Origin of the sequence: Ochrobactrum sp. C6C9 (assembly GCF_022627935.1) — a bacterium.
Classification (GTDB): Bacteria; Pseudomonadota; Alphaproteobacteria; order Rhizobiales; family Rhizobiaceae; genus Brucella; species Brucella teleogrylli.
This window is the reverse complement of the sequence record NZ_JABXGB010000008.1, coordinates 38,763-56,634: the sequence shown is the minus strand read 5'-3', so window position 1 is coordinate 56,634 and position 17,872 is coordinate 38,763. Positions and strand designations below refer to the sequence as shown.

The window sequence follows — 17,872 nt, the reverse complement described above, 5'->3', positions numbered from 1 at the left end:
GCTAAACATCGTTCCTCGCATCGGCTTTGCCCGCTTGGCTCTGCCATTTGCCCGGAACCTCGTCCAACGCCTTGTCGATAAGGCTTTCCATAGAATGAATACACCAGCGAGATGGTTGTCACCATCTCGGTATATACTGATCGCGCGCCTCATGAAGAGGGCCAAACGGAGGGAATGACGATGACGCATTTGACGCCATCTGTAACGAATGTGGTTTCTCACAACGTGCAGAACGAAAACGTCAAAGCTGCGACGACGGCTTCCACCCGAACGACGCGAAAAACTAAGGCGGCGGGTGTCCCGCCAGCTCAAGGTCTCTACGATCCGCGCAACGAACATGATGCGTGCGGCGTTGGCTTCATTGCCCATATGAAGGGCAAGAAGTCGCATGAGGTCGTGGAAAACGGCCTCAAGATGCTGGAAAACCTCACTCATCGCGGCGCCGTGGGCGCTGATCCGCTGATGGGCGACGGCGCTGGCATTCTCGTACAGATTCCAGATCGCTTTTTCCGCGAGGAAATGGCGCGGCAGGGCATCGACCTGCCGCAGCCGGGCCATTATGGCGTGGGTTACCTATTCATGCCGCGCGACGCCCAGCTGCGCGCCCATGCGGAAGAAATCGTCAAGGAAGTGATCGCTGCCGAAGGCCAGCAGTTCATCGGATTCCGTGAAGTGCCGGTCGATAATTCGTCGCTGTCGAAGGCGCCGGATATTGCCGCGACCGAACCATTCCATGTTCAGGTTTTCATCGGGCGCAACCCGATGCTCGAAACCGACGACGAGTTCGAACGTCGCCTGTTCGTGCTGCGCAAGGTCATTTCCAACCGCATCTATCAGGAAAATGACGGCGACGATAACGGCTTTTATGTCGTGTCCATGTCGGCGCGCACGGTCGTCTATAAGGGCATGTTCCTGGCTTATCAGGTCGGCGCCTATTATAACGATCTGCGCGATCCCCGCTTCGAAAGCGCGGTGGCGCTGGTTCATCAGCGTTTCTCGACCAACACCTTCCCCTCCTGGCGTCTGGCTCACCCTTACCGCATGGTTGCGCATAACGGTGAAATCAACACGCTGCGCGGCAATGTGAACTGGATGGCGGCGCGTCAGGCTTCGGTCGATAGCGAACTGTTCGGCAACGACATTTCCAAGCTCTGGCCGATTTCCTACGAAGGCCAGTCGGATACGGCCTGCTTCGACAATGCGCTCGAATTTCTGCATCAGGGCGGCTACAGCCTCGCCCATGCGATGATGATGCTGATCCCGGAAGCATGGTCCGGCAACAAGCTGATGTCGGATGACCGCCGCGCCTTCTACGAATATCACGCTGCCCTGATGGAGCCATGGGACGGTCCTGCCGCCGTGGCCTTCACCGACGGTCGCCAGATCGGCGCGACGCTGGACCGTAACGGCCTGCGTCCGGCCCGTTACATCGTGACCGACGACGATTTCGTCATTCTGGCTTCGGAAGCTGGCGTTCTGCCGGTGGACGAAAAGAAGGTCGTCAAGAAGTGGCGTCTTCAGCCGGGTCGTATGCTGCTCATCGATATGGAAGAGGGCCGCATCGTTTCCGACGATGAAATCAAGTCGCAGATCGCGCAGAAGCATCCCTACAAGCAGTGGCTTGGCAACACCCAGCTCATTCTGGAAGACCTCAACCCGGTCGAACCGCGTGCGTTGCGCAAGGATGTGAGCCTGCTCGACCGCCAGCAGGCCTTCGGCTACAGCCAGGAAGACACCAAAATCCTGATGTCGCCGATGGCGACCACCGGTCAGGAAGCTATCGGCTCGATGGGCACGGATACGCCGATTTCGGCCATGTCCGACAAGTCGAAGTTGCTGTTCACCTATTTCAAGCAGAACTTCGCGCAGGTCACCAACCCGCCGATTGATCCTATCCGTGAAGAACTGGTGATGAGCCTCGTCTCCTTCATCGGTCCGCGCCCGAACATTTTCGACCTGATCGGCAATTCGCGTCGCAAGCGTCTGGAAGTGCGCCAGCCGATCCTGACCAATGGCGATCTGGAAAAGATCCGCTCCATCGGTCATACGGAAGATCGTTTCGACACCAAGACGCTCGACATCACCTATAATACGGGTGAGGGTGCAGCCGGTATGCATGGCGCCATCGAGCGTCTGTGCGACCGCGCCGAAGCGGCTGTTCATGGCGGCTACAACATCGTCATCCTGTCCGACCGTCAGGTCGGTCCGGACCGCATTCCGATCCCGGCTCTGCTGGCGACGGCTGCCGTGCATCATCATCTGATCCGCAAGGGTCTGCGTACCTCGGTCGGCCTCGTGGTTGAATCGGGCGAACCGCGCGAAGTGCATCACTTCGCCTGCCTTGCCGGTTATGGTGCGGAAGCGATCAACCCGTATCTCGCTTTCGACACGCTGCTCGACATGCATCGCCGTCGCGAATTCCCGCCGGAAGTCGATGAATATGAAGTGGTCAAGCGCTACATCAAGTCGATCGGCAAGGGCATTCTCAAGGTCATGTCCAAGATGGGCATCTCGACTTACCAGTCCTATTGTGGCGCGCAGATTTTCGATGCGGTCGGCTTGCAGTCGAGCTTCGTCGACAAGTTCTTTTTCGGCACGGCCACCAGCATCGAAGGTGTTGGTCTGGACGAAATCGCGGAAGAGACCGTGCGCCGTCACACCGATGCCTTCGGTAACGACCCGGTTCTGTTGACCTCGCTCGAAGTCGGCGGCGAATATGCCTACCGTATGCGCGGCGAGGCGCATTTGTGGTCGCCGGATGCGGTTGCCAAGCTGCAACATGCAGTGCGCACTTCGAACCCGGACACCTTCACCGAATATACCAGCATGCTCGACTCCAAGTCGGCGCAGGCCAAGACCATTCGCGGCCTGTTCGATATTCGCTTCGCCGAGGAACGCGGCCTCAAGCCGGTTTCCATTGATGAAGTTGAACCGGCGGTCGATATCGTCAAGCGCTTCTCGACGGGCGCCATGTCCTTCGGCTCGATCTCCAGAGAGGCGCATACCACGCTGGCGCGCGCGATGAACGCCATTGGCGGCAAGTCGAACACGGGTGAAGGTGGCGAAGAGCCAGATCGTTTCTATCCGCTGCCGGACGGCAAGCCGAACCCGGAACGCTCTGCGATCAAGCAGGTGGCGTCGGGCCGTTTCGGTGTGACGACGGAATATCTGGTCAACTCCGATCTGATCCAGATCAAGGTTGCGCAGGGTGCAAAGCCGGGCGAAGGCGGTCAGCTGCCGGGTCACAAGGTCGATGCGACCATCGCCAAGACCCGTCACTCGACGCCTGGCGTTGGCCTCATTTCGCCGCCGCCCCACCATGACATCTACTCGATCGAAGATCTGGCGCAGCTGATCTACGACCTGAAGAACGTCAATCCGGCTGCCGATATTTCGGTCAAGCTGGTGTCGGAAGTGGGCGTCGGCACGGTTGCCGCCGGTGTTGCCAAGGCGCGCGCCGACCACATCACCGTATCGGGTTATGATGGTGGCACGGGCGCTTCGCCTCTCACCTCGCTGAAGCATGCCGGTAGCCCGTGGGAAATCGGCCTTGCCGAAACCCACCAGACGCTGGTGCTGAACGGGCTTCGCTCCCGCGTGGCCTTGCAGGTCGATGGTGGTTTGCGGACCGGTCGCGACGTGGTCATTGGCGCGCTGCTCGGTGCCGACGAGTTCGGTTTCTCGACAGCTCCGCTGATTGCTGCTGGCTGCATCATGATGCGTAAGTGCCATCTGAACACTTGTCCCGTCGGCGTGGCGACGCAGGACCCGGTTCTGCGCAAGCGCTTCAAGGGCACGCCGGAACATGTCATCAACTTCTTCTTCTATCTGGCGGAAGAAGTGCGTGCGCTGCTGGCCTCGATGGGCTTCACCAAGCTGGAACAGATCATCGGCGAGACCGAGCTTCTGGAAAAGCAGGTGATGATCGACCATTGGAAGGCCAAGGGTCTCGATTTCAGCCGTATCTTCTACAAGCCTGAGGCTGAAAAGCACGAGATCTACTGGACCGAGCGTCAGCATCATCCGATTGAAGACGTTCTCGACCGTAAGCTGATCGAGCAGGCCCTGCCTGCGCTCGAAGAACGCAAGCCCGTCAAGATCGACATTGGCATCAAGAACGTTGACCGTTCTGCCGGTGCCATGCTGTCGGGCGAAGTTGCCAAGCGGTTCCGCCACAAGGGTCTGCCGGACGACACCATCGCCGTCACGCTTCGCGGTACGGCTGGCCAGTCCTTTGGTGCGTTCCTGGCGCGCGGCATCTCGTTCGAGCTGATCGGCGATGGCAACGATTATGTCGGCAAGGGCCTTTCGGGTGGCCGCATCGTCATCCGTCCGCCGGAAGATACGCGTATCGTCGCCGAAGATTCCATCATCGTCGGCAATACGGTGCTTTACGGTGCGCTTGAAGGCGAGTGCTATTTCCGCGGCGTTGCAGGCGAGCGTTTCGCCGTCCGCAACTCCGGCGCGGTCACGGTTGTCGAAGGCGTGGGCGACCACGGCTGCGAATACATGACCGGCGGCGTCGTCGTGGTTATCGGTCAGACGGGTCGCAATTTCGCGGCGGGCATGTCGGGCGGTGTCGCCTATGTGCTCGACGAGGAAGGTGATTTCGCCCAGCGCTGCAATATGGCGATGGTCGAGCTGGAACCGGTGCCGGAAGAAGACGACATCCTCGAAAAGCTGCATCACCATGGCGGTGACCTCATGCATAAGGGCCGTGTGGACGTTTCGGCCAATATGACCCATCATGATGAGGAACGTCTGGTGCAGCTGATCGCCAACCATCTGCATTACACAGGCTCGACGCGGGCGAAGGACATTCTCGACAATTGGGAGAACTATCGTCCCAAATTCGTGAAGGTCATGCCGGTGGAATATCGTCGCGCTCTGGAAGAGATGGAGCGTGCGCAGATCGGTGTCGCGGCTGAGTGATCCTGACAAGCGGAGCCCGACCTTCGGGTCGGGCGCCCTTCGCCATATGAAGAGATAACAACGCTCTGACATGCCTGCGCGTTAAAGATGACGCGGCGGACAGGGCAACTTCCGGCAAAGCAGACCATGCGCTGGTCTCAGGCCGAGGGGAGTAGAAGAATGGGTAAGGTAACTGGTTTTCTAGAGATCGACCGTCAGGTGGCAAAGTACCAGCCAGCGTCGGATCGTATCCGCCACTTCCGCGAGTTCACCATTCCGATGACGGATGGTGAAGTGCAGAAGCAGGCTGCGCGCTGCATGGATTGTGGCATTCCGTTCTGCCATGGGCCGACGGGCTGCCCGGTGCACAACCAGATCCCGGACTGGAACGATCTCGTCTATAACAACAACTGGGATCAGGCGATCCGCAACCTGCATCTGACCAATAATTTCCCGGAATTCACCGGTCGCGTCTGCCCCGCACCTTGCGAGGAAGCCTGCACGCTGAACCTCGAAGACACGCCGGTTGCGATCAAGACGGTCGAGCAGGCGCTGGGCGACAAGGCCTATGAGCTTGGCTATATCGTGCCGCAGCCTGCCGCCAACAAGACCGGCAAGTCGGTTGCCATCATCGGTTCCGGCCCGGCTGGGCTTGCCGCTGCACAGCAGCTGGCGCGTGCCGGTCACATGGTCGATGTCTATGAGCGCGAAAGCCGCCCCGGCGGTCTGCTGCGTTACGGCATTCCGGATTTCAAGATGGAAAAGCACCACATCGACCGCCGCGTGGCGCAGATGGAAGGTGAGGGCGTCCGCTTCCTGTGCGGCGTGAATATCGGCGTCGACAAGCCGCTGCGCGGTCTTCTCGATACCTATGATGCCGTGCTTTACAGCGGCGGCTCCGAAACCCCGCGCCCCGCAGGCATTCCCGGTGCCGATCTGGAAGGCGTTTTCGACGCCATGCCTTATCTGGTGCAGCAGAACCGCCGCGTCGGTCGCGAAAACATTGAATCCGTCGCCTGGGCTTCGGCTCCGATCCTCGCTGGCGGCAAGCACGTCGTCGTGGTCGGCGGTGGCGATACCGCATCGGACTGCGTCGGCACGGCCTTCCGTCAGGGTGCGGTCAATGTGACCCAGCTCGACATCCGCCCGCAGCCGCCGGAAAAGGAAGACAAGCTCAGCGTCTGGCCTTATTGGGCGACCAAGATGCGCACCTCTTCCAGTCAGGCTGAGGGTGCTTCGCGCGAATTTCAGGTCGCAACGCTGGAATTCATCGGCGAAGAAGGCCGCCTGACCCATGTGAAGTGCTGCCAGGTGGACGAAAAGCGCAAACCGATTGCCGGTTCGGAATTCTTCATCAAGGCCGATCTTGCATTCATTGCCATCGGCTTTGCCGGTCCGGGTGAGGACAGCGTGATCAAGGAACTGGGCGATAAGCTTGATGTCGCAACCGATCGTCGCGGCTCCAAGTCGGTCAAGGCCAATGAGCACGACTATCGCACCAATGTCGACAAGCTCTATGCGGCAGGCGACGTTCGCCGCGGCCAGTCGCTGGTCGTCTGGGCGATCCGCGAAGGCCGTCAGGCCGCACACGCCATCGATGCTGATCTGATGGGAAGTTCGGTTTTACCTCGCTAAAGCTACGATATTTCGACCTATAAAGTGCACCGAAAACAAAAAGCCGCATCAAGATGCGGCTTTTCGTTAGAAACGGGAACAGTTTCAGTTCACAAGATCCCGGCCTTTGGTTTCAGGTGTGGTGATCATCACATAGATTGCGGGAATGGCCATCAGTGTTGCATAGACCGCAACTGCGAAGGGTGTACCGAATATTTCGAGCAACCATGTGCCGATGATGGGGGCGAGCGCTCCGCCGAGGACTGTGGCGACCGAATAGGATGTCGACATAGCTGTATAGCGAACACGTGCAGGGAAGAGTTCGGTGAAATAGGCCGACATGCCGCCCACGATAATGCCGTGGAAAGAGAGGGTCAGCACCGTTGCCCATGTAAGCGTCGCAGTGTCTGCGCCCGGAGGCAAGCTGAAAAGCCAGAAGCCAGCGCCGATACCGCCGACGAGCCCTACCAGCGTGACTGCCCGGCGTCCGATCCGGTCAGCGGTCGCGCCAGCGGCGAGGATGACCGCGACTTCGGCAATCGAGCCGACGAACAATGCGCCCAGCGCTGCCTCACGTGGCACCTTGAGAAACACAGTGGCCAATACGATGAAGAATGTGGAGAATAGGTAGAACAGTGCGCTTTCGCCAGCCTTGACGAACAGGACGCGCAGCATGTTTCCGCCCTGGGTCGAAATTGCTTCGCGCAGCGGGGCTTTGACCGGTTCAGTTTTCTGTTCCTGAAGTTGGACGAAGGCGGGCGATTCTTCGACCTTGCGACGGACCCAAAGGCCAAGACCGATCAGCAGGATGGAAGCAATGAACGGGATACGCCATGCCCATTCGACAAAGGCTTCCGATCCGAAATGACCGATGACGGCACCGATAACGGCTGTGGCGATCACATTGCCAGCCGGTCCGCCGATCATCGGAAAGCCGGTCCAAAGCCCACGTTGTTTGGCTGGAAGGCTTTCCGCAATCAGCACCAGTGCGCCAGTGGATTCACCACCAATGGCAAAGCCTTGCAGCAGGCGCATGAGAAGAAGCAGGAGCGGTGCGAACACACCGATCTGCTGGTAGGTTGGGAGCAGGCCCATGGCGACCGTCGCGCCGCCCATCAGGAATAGGCTGATGACGAGCGCCTGTTTGCGGCCGATCCTGTCACCCAGAACGCCGAAGAACCAGCCACCCGCCGGGCGGGCAATGAAGCCCACGGCCTGGGTGGACAGGGCTGCGATCAATCCGGTGATCGGATCGACAGCCGGAAAAAATGCGGTGTTGAAAACAAGCGCGGCGCAAAAGGCGAAAACCGCGAAATCATACCACTCGATGATCGTGCCGGTGCTGGCCGCGAAAAGAAGTCGTATCGACGATTTTTGCGTCTGCGCGGCGTCCACTGTCCCCGCCGGTGCTGATGTGCTCATGGGTGCTCCTCCGCTGCACAGAATCTTAAAAGCCGGTTCCTCGATACCGGCTCCCTATAATCGTATCATTTGCAACGATGTCAAGTTCATTGCAATAGCAACGTTACATATGCAATGAACTGGAGTGGCATTTTTAGGAGGTATGCAGACCGCAGGAGCGACGGGCAACGCTTAATAGTGGTGTGAACCGCCCGGGGAGCAGACGATGTTTGAGGTCTTCCGTGAACCGCAATCTTTACGATCTTCGGATGGGCCGTGTTTGTGAAAAAGCCTTTGAAATTGTTCGTCCATTCCGTGAAACTGTTTGAAATGCAAAGACTTTGTGAGGGGGTATGTAATGCGTATGGAAACGTTCTTTCCCTATCGGCTTGCGATTGTCGCGGAAGCATTTTCCCGGCAACTCGTTGCAGTCTATGGCCATAAATATGGGCTGATGCGAGAAGAATGGCGTTTCTTGTTTCTGCTTGCGGAGGCAGGGTCCATCGATTCGGTGCAGCTAGCCCAGCGCACATCGCTCGACAAGGTGCAGGTCAGCCGCGCCGCCAGTCGGCTTGAGGCAAAAGGTCTGATTGTCCGCGCCGTATCCGAAGAAGACCGGCGTTTGCGGCACTATGCCATCACGAATGTGGGACAGGCCCTGTTTCAACAAGTCTTTGGCGAGGTCGATGCCAGGGCCAATGCCATATTGGGCGCCATGTCCGAGCCGGACAGGCAGGCGCTGGAAACCGGCATTGCCGCGCTGCACAACGCCGTAAGGCAGGTGACTGCGGCAGAATAAGACGAACCCTATCGCGCGGGGTGCGCGCCGGAGAGGCGCGCAAGCCCGTCGAGAAAATGCCCGGCGTCCGGGCCCAGCTCTTTCAGGATCTCCGCCTGAAATTCGTCGGCGATCTTGCCAAGGCGATGCATCAGCGCTTCCCCCTTGGGGGTGAGGGCGAGTACAATCAATCTGCGGTCGATATTGTTATCCGACTTGTGCAGCAGGCCAGCACTTTCCAAACGCGTTGCAGCCCGGCTGACAATCGACTTGTCGAGATTGACGCGGGTGTTGATGTCGCGAATGCTGACTTCGCCGCTACGATAGAGATGCGCCAGCACGCGCCATTCGGGAATGGTCAGCCCTGCCTCGGCGGCGTAGCGTCTTGAAAACCGCTCGCTGATCCGCTGGGCCACGACACTCAGCTGATAGGGCAGGAAACTGTCGAGTTCGAACGCCATGCACGTCTCCTTTTTGCAGGAAAGGAGCAGAGTTTCATTGCAAATACAACGGAAAAACAAGCTCTGCACAAGAAGCGTTGACTTCGTTGCATTCGCAACGTTATTATCGTTGTTAGTGCAACGAATTTGCCGGGAGGAATAATCATGACCATTCAAGCGATCCCGCAGGGCATGGTCCGCGCATCGGTAACGACCGGAACCGTAGAGGGCTATATGCCCGGTTTCGGCAACGACTTTGAAACCGAAGCGCTGCCGGGCGCATTGCCGCAAGGCCAGAATTCACCGCAGAAATGCAATTACGGGCTTTATGCCGAGCAGCTGTCCGGCACCGCTTTCACCGCGCCCCGCGGTCAGAACGAGCGGACCTGGTGCTATCGCATTCGCCCGTCCGTTCATCATACGGGCCGTTTCAAGCTGATCGACGTGCCGTACTGGAAAACTGCGCCCAATCTGCCGGTCGGCGATCCGCAGCGGCGCAATATCACCAGTCTTGGCCAGTATCGCTGGGACCCCATCCCGTTGCCGGGGCCGGACGAAGACCTGACGTGGATCACCGGTATGCGCACCATGACCACGGCGGGCGATGTGAACATCCAGATCGGCATGGCAAGCCATGTCTATCTGATCACCCGCTCGATGGAGGACGAATATTTTTACTCCGCCGACAGTGAATTGCTGATCGTACCGCAGGAAGGACGTCTGCGTTTCTGCACGGAGCTTGGCATCATCGATCTTGAGCCCAAGGAAATCGCCATTATCCCGCGCGGTCTTGTCTATCGCGTCGAGGTGCTTGAGGGACCATGCCGCGGTTTCGTCTGCGAGAATTACGGTCAGAAATTCGATATGCCGGGTCGTGGTCCTATCGGCGCCAACTGCCTTGCCAACCCGCGCGATTTCAAATCGCCGGTTGCAGCCTATGAGGACAAACAGGCGCGCTCGCGTGTTGTCATCAAATGGTGCGGCCAGTTCCACGAGACATGGATCGACCATTCGCCGCTCGATATCGTGGCGTGGCATGGCAATTACTGCGCCTATAAATATGACCTGCGCACCTATTCTCCGGTCGGGGCGATTCTGTTCGACCATCCCGATCCGTCGATCTTCACAGTACTGACAGCACCGTCGGGTCAGGAAGGCACGGCCAATATCGACTTCGTGCTGTTTCGCGAACGCTGGCTGGTGGCGGAACATTCATTCCGCCCGCCATGGTATCACAAGAACATCATGTCCGAGCTTATGGGCAATATTTATGGCGTCTACGATGCCAAGCCGCAGGGCTTCGCGCCGGGCGGCATCAGCCTGCACAATTGCATGTTGCCGCACGGGCCGGACCGCGACGCATTTGAAGGCGCGTCGAATGCGGAACTGCGCCCGGAAAAGCTCGACAATACGATGAGCTTCATGTTCGAGACCCGCTTCCCGCAGCATCTGACGGAATTCGCCGCGCACGAGGCCCCCATGCAGGAAGAATATATCGAGGTCTGGGACCATCTCGAAAAGAAGTTCGACGGCACGCCCGGCGTGAAGTGATGCGCGATGCATCGGGTGCTTCGGTTTCCAATTCCGGGCACTCGAAGACGATGATTTTGAAATGAGGAGATGGACATTGGCTTTGATCCGGTCCTGGGTGGAGAGCGCCAATCATGCAGATTGCCCCTTTCCCCTGAACAATCTGCCCTATGGTGTGTTTTCGGTCGACGGTGATGCACCGCGTTGCGGCGTTGCCATTGGCGATATGATACTCGATCTCGATAAATGCGAAGCGGCGGGCCTCATCGATGCCGATGGCACTTTCGCCCAGCCGCAGCTCAATGGCTTCATGGCGTTGGGCCGCGCCAGATGGGACGAGGTGCGGGTAGCGCTGACGGAGCTTTTGCGTGAAGGCGGCGACACCAGCCTGCCCTTGATGCCAATGGCCGATGCGCGGTTACATCTGCCGATCCGCGTGACGGAATTTACCGATTTCTACGCATCGAAAAATCATGCCTTCAACGTGGGCGTGCTGTTTCGCGGGCCGGAAAACGCTTTGCCGCCGCAATGGACCCATATGCCGATCGGGTATAATGGCCGCGCCTCCTCTGTGGTGGTGACGGGCACGCCGATCCGCCGCCCCATGGGACAGACCAAAGGCGAACAGGGGCCGGTATGGGACCGCTGTAAAAAGCTCGATCTGGAACTGGAGTTGGGCGCTATCGTCGGCATCGACAGCACGATGGGCGAACGCGTTAGCGTCGAGCAGGCGGAGGACATGATCTTCGGCTATGTGCTGCTCAATGACTGGTCCGCCCGCGATATCCAGGCTTGGGAATATCAGCCGCTGGGGCCTTTCCAGTCAAAGGCTCTGGGGACGACCATTGGTGCATGGGTTGTGACGCAGGCCGCACTTGAGCCGTTCCGCAGCGCAGGCCCGGAGCGCGTCAATCCGCTTCTGCCTTATCTGCAGGAAGACCGGCCGGGATTGTACGATCTCGCCATCGGCTGGACCATGAACGGCCAACGCATGGCAGAGACAAATTACAATGTCATGTATTATTCGAGCGCGCAGCAACTGGCGCACCATACCGAAACCGGCTGCCCGATGCGGGTTGGCGATCTGCTTGGTTCCGGCACGATTTCCGGGCCGAGCCTTGAACAGACCGGCGCGCTTCTGGAAATGACGCAGAACGGCAAGAAACCGGTTACGGTGAATGGCGAAAGCCGCACCTTCATCGAGGACGGCGACGAGATTGCCTTGTTTGCGGAAGCGAGAGGCGATGGTTATCGCATCGGTTTTGGACCCTGCGTCGGCCAGATTCTTCCGGCACAGCCATGACGGTGACTTTATATGATTACTGGCGCTCGTCTTCGGCCTATCGCGTTCGTCTCGCGCTGGCCTTGAAGGGGATTGCCTATGATCGGGTGCCGGTAGACCTCACTGCGGGTGCGCAGTTTTCGCCCGAGCATCTGGCGCTGCATCCGCAGGGTCTTGTGCCCGTTTTGAAAATTGACGGGTTGGTGCTGGTGCAGTCGCTGGCGATCATCGAATATCTGGACGAGACGCGGCCAGACCCGGCCCTGCTGCCGCGCGATGCAGCGGGCAGGGCGCATGTCCGCGCATTGGCTGACGCAATCGCCTGCGAAATCCATCCGGTTTCCAACCTTCGGGTCTTGGCGCAGGTCGAAGCGCTCGCGGGCAAGGAAGCCCGCGCAGCGTGGAACAAGGATAATATTGCTCGTGGTCTGGCTGCTTTCGAAAAGCTGCTCGACCATCGGGGTTTTGAAGGTCGCTTCTGCTATGGCGACACGCCGGGCATGGCCGATTGTGTGCTGGTTCCCCAGCTTTACAATGCAAGCCGTTGGGGCGTCGAATGGGAGAACCTTCCGCGAATTGCGGCAGTGGCAAAGGCTTGCGCGGCGCTACCGGCGTTTGAGGATGCGGCTCCGGACCAGTTTCGGCCAGAATAGGCAATTTGCATAGACAGACAGAAAATCCCGGCACAAGTGCCGGGATTTTTGTTTTCGGCATCAGCTTTTTGCTGCCGTGACATTGATCGTGACGGCAATCGTCTTGGACACCCATTCCGCAGCCGGATCGGAAAACATCCCGAGATTAAGCGCTGCGCGATCAAGCTCGATATTGCCGTCCACGGTGGCGATGTTACCTTCCGGTTTGTAGGTAAAGGGCAGAACGACCGGCACGGCCTTGTTCTTGATCGTCAGGATAGCGTCGGCTTCATAGCGCTCGCCGCCGAGCGAGCGGAAGCTCTTGGTTTCGAAATGCGCTTCTGGAAAGCGCCGGGGATTGAACCATTCCCCATTCTTGAGCGAACTTTCCTGCGTGGCATCGCCGGTTGTGGCCGAGCCGGTATTGACTGTGATCACGGCTTTCGATCCGGCAAGATTGTCGGGATCGAAGCGAATATTGCCGGTCCACTCGCTGAAATGCCCGGCGAAGTCCTTGCCTGCATGGGTGCCGGTGAAGCGGATGGCCGATACAGCCGGATCAATAGCCCAGCTGGTGGCATTGGCGTCTGCCGTTGTGGCTTCTGCGGCTGGGGAGGCCGCCACCGGCGTCGCTTCTGCGACGGTCAGCTGTGCTGGCGGAGGGGTGGTGGGCAGATGCATGGTAAAACCCGCAAGCCCGATCATGACGATGAAGGCGATCCCGAGGCCGCGTGGCAACATCGCCCTTCCGGGAAGCGCCGTGTCCCCATGATCTTTCGCGCGCAGGAAAGGCAGCATCTGGGCCAGCACGCCGTCGCGGTCAATCAGCTGGTGTTTCAGCGCGGCGGCAACATGCAGGACAATGAGAGCGGCACCCCCATAGGCCATATAAGCATGGGCGCCCATGGCACCGAAGGCAACATTGCGCATGCCGTCCATGGCTGGAATTGGTGGAACGTCGAACAGACCGAACCACGAGGTCGATACCATCAGCGGGCGATCCGTGCTGATCGCCCAGCCGGTCGAGACATAGGCCCAGCCGGTCAGTGGAATGGCCAGCAGCAGGGCATAAAAGGCAATGTGGGTTGCGCGCGCCAGCACGCGTTCCCAGTCCTTCATGTCCGATGGCAGTGCCGGAACCGGGTGGGTCAGGCGCCAGATCACGCGAAGCAGGGTCAGGGCCAGAATGGCGAAGCCGATGGATTTATGCAGCTGGAACAGCTGATAGGCGAGCTGCTGCGTGTCCGGTTTGTTGATGGCCCTCACCATCCACCAGCCCATCGGGATCATGGATATGACGAGAATGGCAATCGCCCAATGCAACAGAATGGCAATCGCGCTGTAGCGGGAGGACGTTGAGCGGGGATGAGTGTTCATGGTCATCCTGACGGGTCGGTGCCCAGATGTCGCCATTGCGACACCGGGCAAAAAAACTTCGTGATTGAAATGTCGCAAGCCCACCGGCCCGGCTTGGGAGGAGGCGCAGCCGGTGGGTTTCAGTCAAGCGCGCGTCAGCTCGCTTCCTGAATGAACTCCCCATCGAAACGAATGGTGATTTCCGGGCCGACCGGGCCAAGCGGCTGACCGAATTCGGTGCGGTTGAAAGTGCCTTCAGCGGCAAATCCGACCGCAGGCACGCCTTCATAGGGATGGCTGTCGATTGCGCCTTGGAGCGTCGCCTTCAGTGTGACGGGTTTGGTCACACCCAGAAACGTCAGGTCGCCTGTGACATCAGCCGTTGTTGCGCCGGTCGACGTGACCTTGGTGGACTTGAAGGTGATTGTCGGGTGGGCGTCACTGTTCAGGAAGTTGGGCGAGCGGCTGACATCTTCGTCCCAGGTTGCATAACCGGAAGAGGCATGCGTGGCCTTGTAGTCCGCCGGATAGGCAGTGGCGACGGAAGTGGGATCGATGGTCACTTCGATCGAGGAATTTTCGATTTTGGCCGGGTCGAGCTTCAGCGTAGCCTCAAACTTGTTGAAGCGGGCGGTATAGTTGGAAATCTGGTTATGCTTCAGGGACCACAGCAAGGCTGCATGTGTCGGATCAAGCTTGTAGGTCCCAGCCGGTGCCGTTGCCTCGCTTGCCGCCGATTGGGCGAAGGAAACGCCCGTTGTTGCGCCGAGCATTCCCAGAGCGATGACTGCAGAGAAAATGCGCTGCCCGTTCGTTTTCATAACCAAGAATCCCTTCTGTTTTGATTGACAGGGGGATTATGAAAAATGAGGGCATACACGTTGAAATGAATTAATGTTGAGGAACATCCTCTTGAAATGACTAGCCATCGAAACGGTTCATTTGAATGGTTTCCGGGAGAGCCGATCCGATATTAATATTAGAATATTATTTTATAAAAATCGGCAATACGGTATAATTTTCCGATATTTATAGCCGCCTTTTCTGGGGGAATACGTGCAAAACCACCCTTATCGGATTTAATTTCGCCGACGCGACAGGTCGATTCAGCCGCAGCAAGCGAACCGCATTTAGCCGGCCAATGCGGCGCTCAGCAGAAACGCGCCGGTAAGCGCGATGAAAAGGGCGGCGCAGACCTCGATTGCTGCCTTCAATCGCCCGGACATGGCGTTGCTGCCCGCAAAACGCAGGGCGACATTCTTGGCTGTGACCGCCAGTGTGGCGAGAAAAGCCACGGTGAGAAACGTGCCGAAGGCCATGGCGAAAACGGAGAGTAATCCGCCCAGCATCAGGCCGTTGAGCAGCGCGAAGGTCAGCACGATCAGGGCCCCGGAACAGGGGCGAAGACCGACCGAAAAAATCGCCGACCAGGCCGTTGTCCAGTTGAAGTTGTCGCCAAGTGTCGAGGGATCGGCGATATGGGCATTGCCACAGGCGGCGCAGACATCGCTATCCCCGATGAAGGCGTGGTCCGTCGCAGTCGCCGCCGCTGCGGCTGGCTTGTAGTTGAGCTTGACCGTGCTGCCGCCTGCTGCCGCGCGCGTGGCCTGCGAAATGCTGCCCTGCCATGCCGGGCCGCTTGCCATGGCCGGTTGCGGTGCACTCGCAAAAAGCGGTGCTGCGTTTTTGGGTTTGCGGAACAGAAGCGGCAGCTTGCGGGCCAGAAGCCACAGGCCGAAGAACAGGACCAGCGCGAAGCTGGCAATCTCCATATAGCGCGCCGTCTGGTTCATAGAAATGCCGGTGCCGCGCAGCACGAGCCATGCGAGGCCAACAACGACAATCGCCATAATGGCCTGCAACAGCGACGAGATGAAAGACAGGAAAATGCCGCGCCGCAGCGCTGTTTCATTGGCGATCATATAGGAGGAGATCACCGCCTTGCCGTGGCCGGGACCGGCGGCATGAAATATGCCATAGATGAAGGAAAGAGCGATGAGGATGGACGCCTGCCACGGGTCTTCGCGCATGGCTTTCAGCGCGGTGGTCATGGCCAGATAGAATGCGCGCTGCTGCTCGTTCATCCAGAGAATGATATGCGCGAACGGTCCGGTCGGCGTCATGGCCACTTCATTCGCACCGATGCCAAGCGACGATTGCGCAAGCGCCTGCGCGGCGAGGATCGTCAGACCAAAGGTGAGTATGAGCGTTGCCGTTTTCTTCATCGGCTCGTCTATCCTTTCGCGGCGCAGTCGATTTCAAGGCGGGTGGCGAAAATCTTCGACATGTCGGTGCCCGCCGGATCGTTGAAGAAGGCCTCGGTCAGCGTTGCCTGATTTTGCGCGATGGCCTGATCGGGATCGGGGCGCACGACGGTCGATTTGCAGCCCTGCGGCAAACCCTTCACCACAAGTTCCTTGTCGTCCACATAGTCAATCGCGGTATAGAATGTCGGGTCATAGACGCCGAAACTCACCTTGTGGCCGGGCTGCAGCTTGAGCGGCTTGGCGGGCTTGCTGGTGAAGACGATCAGCAGGCGGTTGTCGGTAAAGGTCGCGGCAAGATCGTTGGGTCTCACCATCGCGACATCCTTGGCATCCTCCTGAACGGTCTGGAAATATTTGAACTCTGCAATGGATTCATTGATGACATGGCCGAGATCGATCAGCTCTTTATGGTCGAGCTTGAGATCGCCATTCTTGTCGAATTCCATCAGCACGGTTGACGAAAACACATCGTCGAAGCGCCAGACATGGGCGAGCTGCTGAACCGTGCCGTCCGGCGCAATGGTGAGTTCCAGACGCGCTTCGGCAAAGACATGCGGGTGGGCAAGCGCCGCCGTCGGCACGAGGCCAGCAGCCAGAAGGGCCGCTGTGGTGGTCCGGGCGAACCGGGCTTTGAACCGCGATGACGAAACCTGCATATAGTCTTTCCGTAAGTACTACCTAATGCTCGAAGCCGAAGACGGCGAAAGTGGGACACATAGCCCAAAACGCCGATAGTTTTATGAAGTCGGGCTTTTCGCGGCTCCGCCTTGCTCCCGTTCCTTGAACCATTGTGTGAGAAAATCCACAAGCGCGCGGATTTTCGCCGGCAGATAGCGCCGATGCGGATAGACCGCATAGATGCCGCCGTCCCGCACGATAAATTCGTCGAGACAGGCGACCAGCCTGCCGCGCTCGATTTCTTCTTCGGCGATGAAGGCGGGCAGCGAACAGAAGCCGAGACCCGCCAGAGCGGCGTTTTTGGTGGCGACCGGGCTGTTGACCTCGATGGGGCCATTGACCGGCACGGTCATCATCGAGCCATCCGTGTTGCGAAAGTGCCAGTTGTTGCGTGAGCGGGCATTGGTGTCGATGATGCAGGGCCTGTCGGTCAGGTCTTCCGGTCGTTCGGGCTTGCCGACGCGGGCGATCAGCGCCGGTGCACCGCACAGGATGGAATGGAAGGGCGAAAGCCTCTTCGCGATGAGGGAAGAATCCTGCAAGCGCGTGATGCGGATCGCGAGGTCGAAACCTTCCTCGACCAGATCGACAAAGCGGTCGTCCAGCCGCACGTCGAGCACGATTTCAGGATGCGCAAGGCAGAAATCGATCAGCGACTGGCCGATCACCGCATCGGCAAAGGTGCGTGGCGCGGACAGTTTTATGCGCCCGCGCGCATCGGAACTGGTTTCACTGACGGCATCCTGAAGCGCGTCGATTTCGCGGATGATTTCCACGGCCCGGTGGTAATAGGTGTGCCCCGCCTCGGTCAGCGAAAACTGGCGCGTGGTGCGGTTGAGAAGGCGCGCACCCAGCTCGTCTTCCAGCTCGCGCACATATTTGGACAAAAGGGCTTTGGAGCGCCCGATTTTTCGCGCTGCGGCAGAAAACCCTTCCGCCTCCACCACGTCGATAAAGGCGCGCATACGTGTCAGCGTGTCCAT

13 protein-coding genes are annotated in these 17,872 nt (G+C 58.8%); 6 read left to right on the top strand and 7 right to left on the bottom strand.

Features of this window, described 5'->3' with window-relative positions; translation table 11 throughout:
- Positions 1–180 precede the first annotated feature (180 nt).
- Both gltB and HWD97_RS08360 read left to right on the top strand, forming a co-directional pair.
- Positions 181–4,932 carry a glutamate synthase large subunit gene (gltB, locus tag HWD97_RS08365; RefSeq protein WP_121539251.1) on the top strand — a complete coding sequence of 1,584 codons (4,752 nt, stop codon included), beginning with the start codon at positions 181–183 and terminating at the stop codon, positions 4,930–4,932.
- Between the two features lie 159 nt (positions 4,933–5,091).
- Complete coding sequence (locus tag HWD97_RS08360; protein ID WP_121539232.1) at positions 5,092–6,546, top strand: glutamate synthase subunit beta; 1,455 nt, start codon at positions 5,092–5,094, stop codon at positions 6,544–6,546.
- Between the two features lie 84 nt (positions 6,547–6,630).
- On the opposite strand, the gene HWD97_RS08355 is transcribed toward HWD97_RS08360, so the two are convergent.
- Entirely contained in the window at positions 6,631–7,947 is a 1,317-nt protein-coding gene (locus HWD97_RS08355) for an MFS transporter (RefSeq protein WP_121539233.1), read from the bottom strand.
- Positions 7,948–8,284: 337 nt separating this feature from the next.
- On the opposite strand from HWD97_RS08355, the gene HWD97_RS08350 reads away from it, so the two are divergent.
- Positions 8,285–8,725 (top strand): MarR family winged helix-turn-helix transcriptional regulator, encoded by a 441-nt coding sequence (locus tag HWD97_RS08350; RefSeq protein WP_121539234.1) that lies wholly within the window; start codon positions 8,285–8,287, stop codon positions 8,723–8,725.
- An 8-nt stretch (positions 8,726–8,733) separates the two neighbouring features.
- Here the strand turns inward: HWD97_RS08350 and HWD97_RS08345 are convergent, their stop codons facing one another.
- Positions 8,734–9,165: a MarR family winged helix-turn-helix transcriptional regulator gene (locus HWD97_RS08345; protein WP_109367760.1), complete on the bottom strand. Its 432-nt coding sequence runs from the start codon at positions 9,163–9,165 to the stop codon at positions 8,734–8,736.
- Positions 9,166–9,309: 144 nt separating this feature from the next.
- Here HWD97_RS08345 and hmgA point away from each other — a divergent pair, with 144 nt between their 5' ends.
- The 3 genes from hmgA (at position 9,310) to maiA (ending at position 12,609) form a co-directional block, all read left to right on the top strand.
- Positions 9,310–10,695: a homogentisate 1,2-dioxygenase gene (gene hmgA, locus HWD97_RS08340; protein WP_109367759.1), complete on the top strand. Its 1,386-nt coding sequence runs from the start codon at positions 9,310–9,312 to the stop codon at positions 10,693–10,695.
- Positions 10,696–10,756: 61 nt separating this feature from the next.
- A complete protein-coding gene (fahA, locus tag HWD97_RS08335) occupies positions 10,757–11,977 on the top strand; it encodes a fumarylacetoacetase (RefSeq protein ID WP_109367758.1) in 1,221 nt (406 codons plus the stop codon).
- Positions 11,974–12,609 (top strand): maleylacetoacetate isomerase, encoded by a 636-nt coding sequence (gene maiA, locus HWD97_RS08330; RefSeq protein ID WP_109367757.1) that lies wholly within the window; start codon positions 11,974–11,976, stop codon positions 12,607–12,609. Before fahA ends, maiA begins: the two co-directional genes overlap by 4 nt.
- Before the next feature lie 60 nt (positions 12,610–12,669).
- On the opposite strand, the gene HWD97_RS08325 is transcribed toward maiA, so the two are convergent.
- The 5 genes from HWD97_RS08325 to HWD97_RS08305 form a co-directional block, all read right to left on the bottom strand.
- Positions 12,670–13,965: a cytochrome b/b6 domain-containing protein gene (locus HWD97_RS08325; protein WP_235859031.1), complete on the bottom strand. Its 1,296-nt coding sequence runs from the start codon at positions 13,963–13,965 to the stop codon at positions 12,670–12,672.
- Positions 13,966–14,099: 134 nt separating this feature from the next.
- A complete protein-coding gene (locus HWD97_RS08320) occupies positions 14,100–14,765 on the bottom strand; it encodes a YceI family protein (protein WP_109367755.1) in 666 nt (221 codons plus the stop codon).
- A gap of 309 nt (positions 14,766–15,074) precedes the next feature.
- Entirely contained in the window at positions 15,075–16,169 is a 1,095-nt protein-coding gene (locus HWD97_RS08315; protein ID WP_371834935.1) for a nickel/cobalt transporter, read from the bottom strand.
- 8 nt (positions 16,170–16,177) lie between these two features.
- Positions 16,178–16,867, bottom strand: coding sequence for a DUF1007 family protein (locus HWD97_RS08310; RefSeq protein WP_121539235.1), 690 nt, complete (start codon positions 16,865–16,867; stop codon positions 16,178–16,180).
- Between the two features lie 81 nt (positions 16,868–16,948).
- A complete protein-coding gene (locus tag HWD97_RS08305; RefSeq protein ID WP_109367752.1) occupies positions 16,949–17,872 on the bottom strand; it encodes a LysR family transcriptional regulator in 924 nt (307 codons plus the stop codon).

Excerpts from the sequence above, each read along its gene's own strand:
- HWD97_RS08360 (WP_121539232.1), top strand. The coding sequence starts at position 5,092 with ATGGGTAAGGTAACTGGTTTTCTAGAGATCGACCGTCAGGTGGCAAAG.
- maiA (WP_109367757.1), top strand. The coding sequence starts at position 11,974 with ATGACGGTGACTTTATATGATTACTGGCGCTCGTCTTCGGCCTATCGC.
- HWD97_RS08320 (WP_109367755.1), bottom strand. The coding sequence starts at position 14,765 with ATGAAAACGAACGGGCAGCGCATTTTCTCTGCAGTCATCGCTCTGGGA.
- HWD97_RS08310 (WP_121539235.1), bottom strand. The coding sequence starts at position 16,867 with ATGCAGGTTTCGTCATCGCGGTTCAAAGCCCGGTTCGCCCGGACCACC.
- HWD97_RS08325 (WP_235859031.1), bottom strand. The coding sequence starts at position 13,965 with ATGAACACTCATCCCCGCTCAACGTCCTCCCGCTACAGCGCGATTGCC.
- HWD97_RS08350 (WP_121539234.1), top strand. The coding sequence starts at position 8,285 with ATGCGTATGGAAACGTTCTTTCCCTATCGGCTTGCGATTGTCGCGGAA.
- HWD97_RS08305 (WP_109367752.1), bottom strand. The coding sequence starts at position 17,872 with ATGGACACGCTGACACGTATGCGCGCCTTTATCGACGTGGTGGAGGCG.
- fahA (WP_109367758.1), top strand. The coding sequence starts at position 10,757 with ATGAGGAGATGGACATTGGCTTTGATCCGGTCCTGGGTGGAGAGCGCC.
- hmgA (WP_109367759.1), top strand. The coding sequence starts at position 9,310 with ATGACCATTCAAGCGATCCCGCAGGGCATGGTCCGCGCATCGGTAACG.
- gltB (WP_121539251.1), top strand. The coding sequence starts at position 181 with ATGACGCATTTGACGCCATCTGTAACGAATGTGGTTTCTCACAACGTG.
- HWD97_RS08355 (WP_121539233.1), bottom strand. The coding sequence starts at position 7,947 with ATGAGCACATCAGCACCGGCGGGGACAGTGGACGCCGCGCAGACGCAA.
- HWD97_RS08345 (WP_109367760.1), bottom strand. The coding sequence starts at position 9,165 with ATGGCGTTCGAACTCGACAGTTTCCTGCCCTATCAGCTGAGTGTCGTG.
- HWD97_RS08315 (WP_371834935.1), bottom strand. The coding sequence starts at position 16,169 with ATGAAGAAAACGGCAACGCTCATACTCACCTTTGGTCTGACGATCCTC.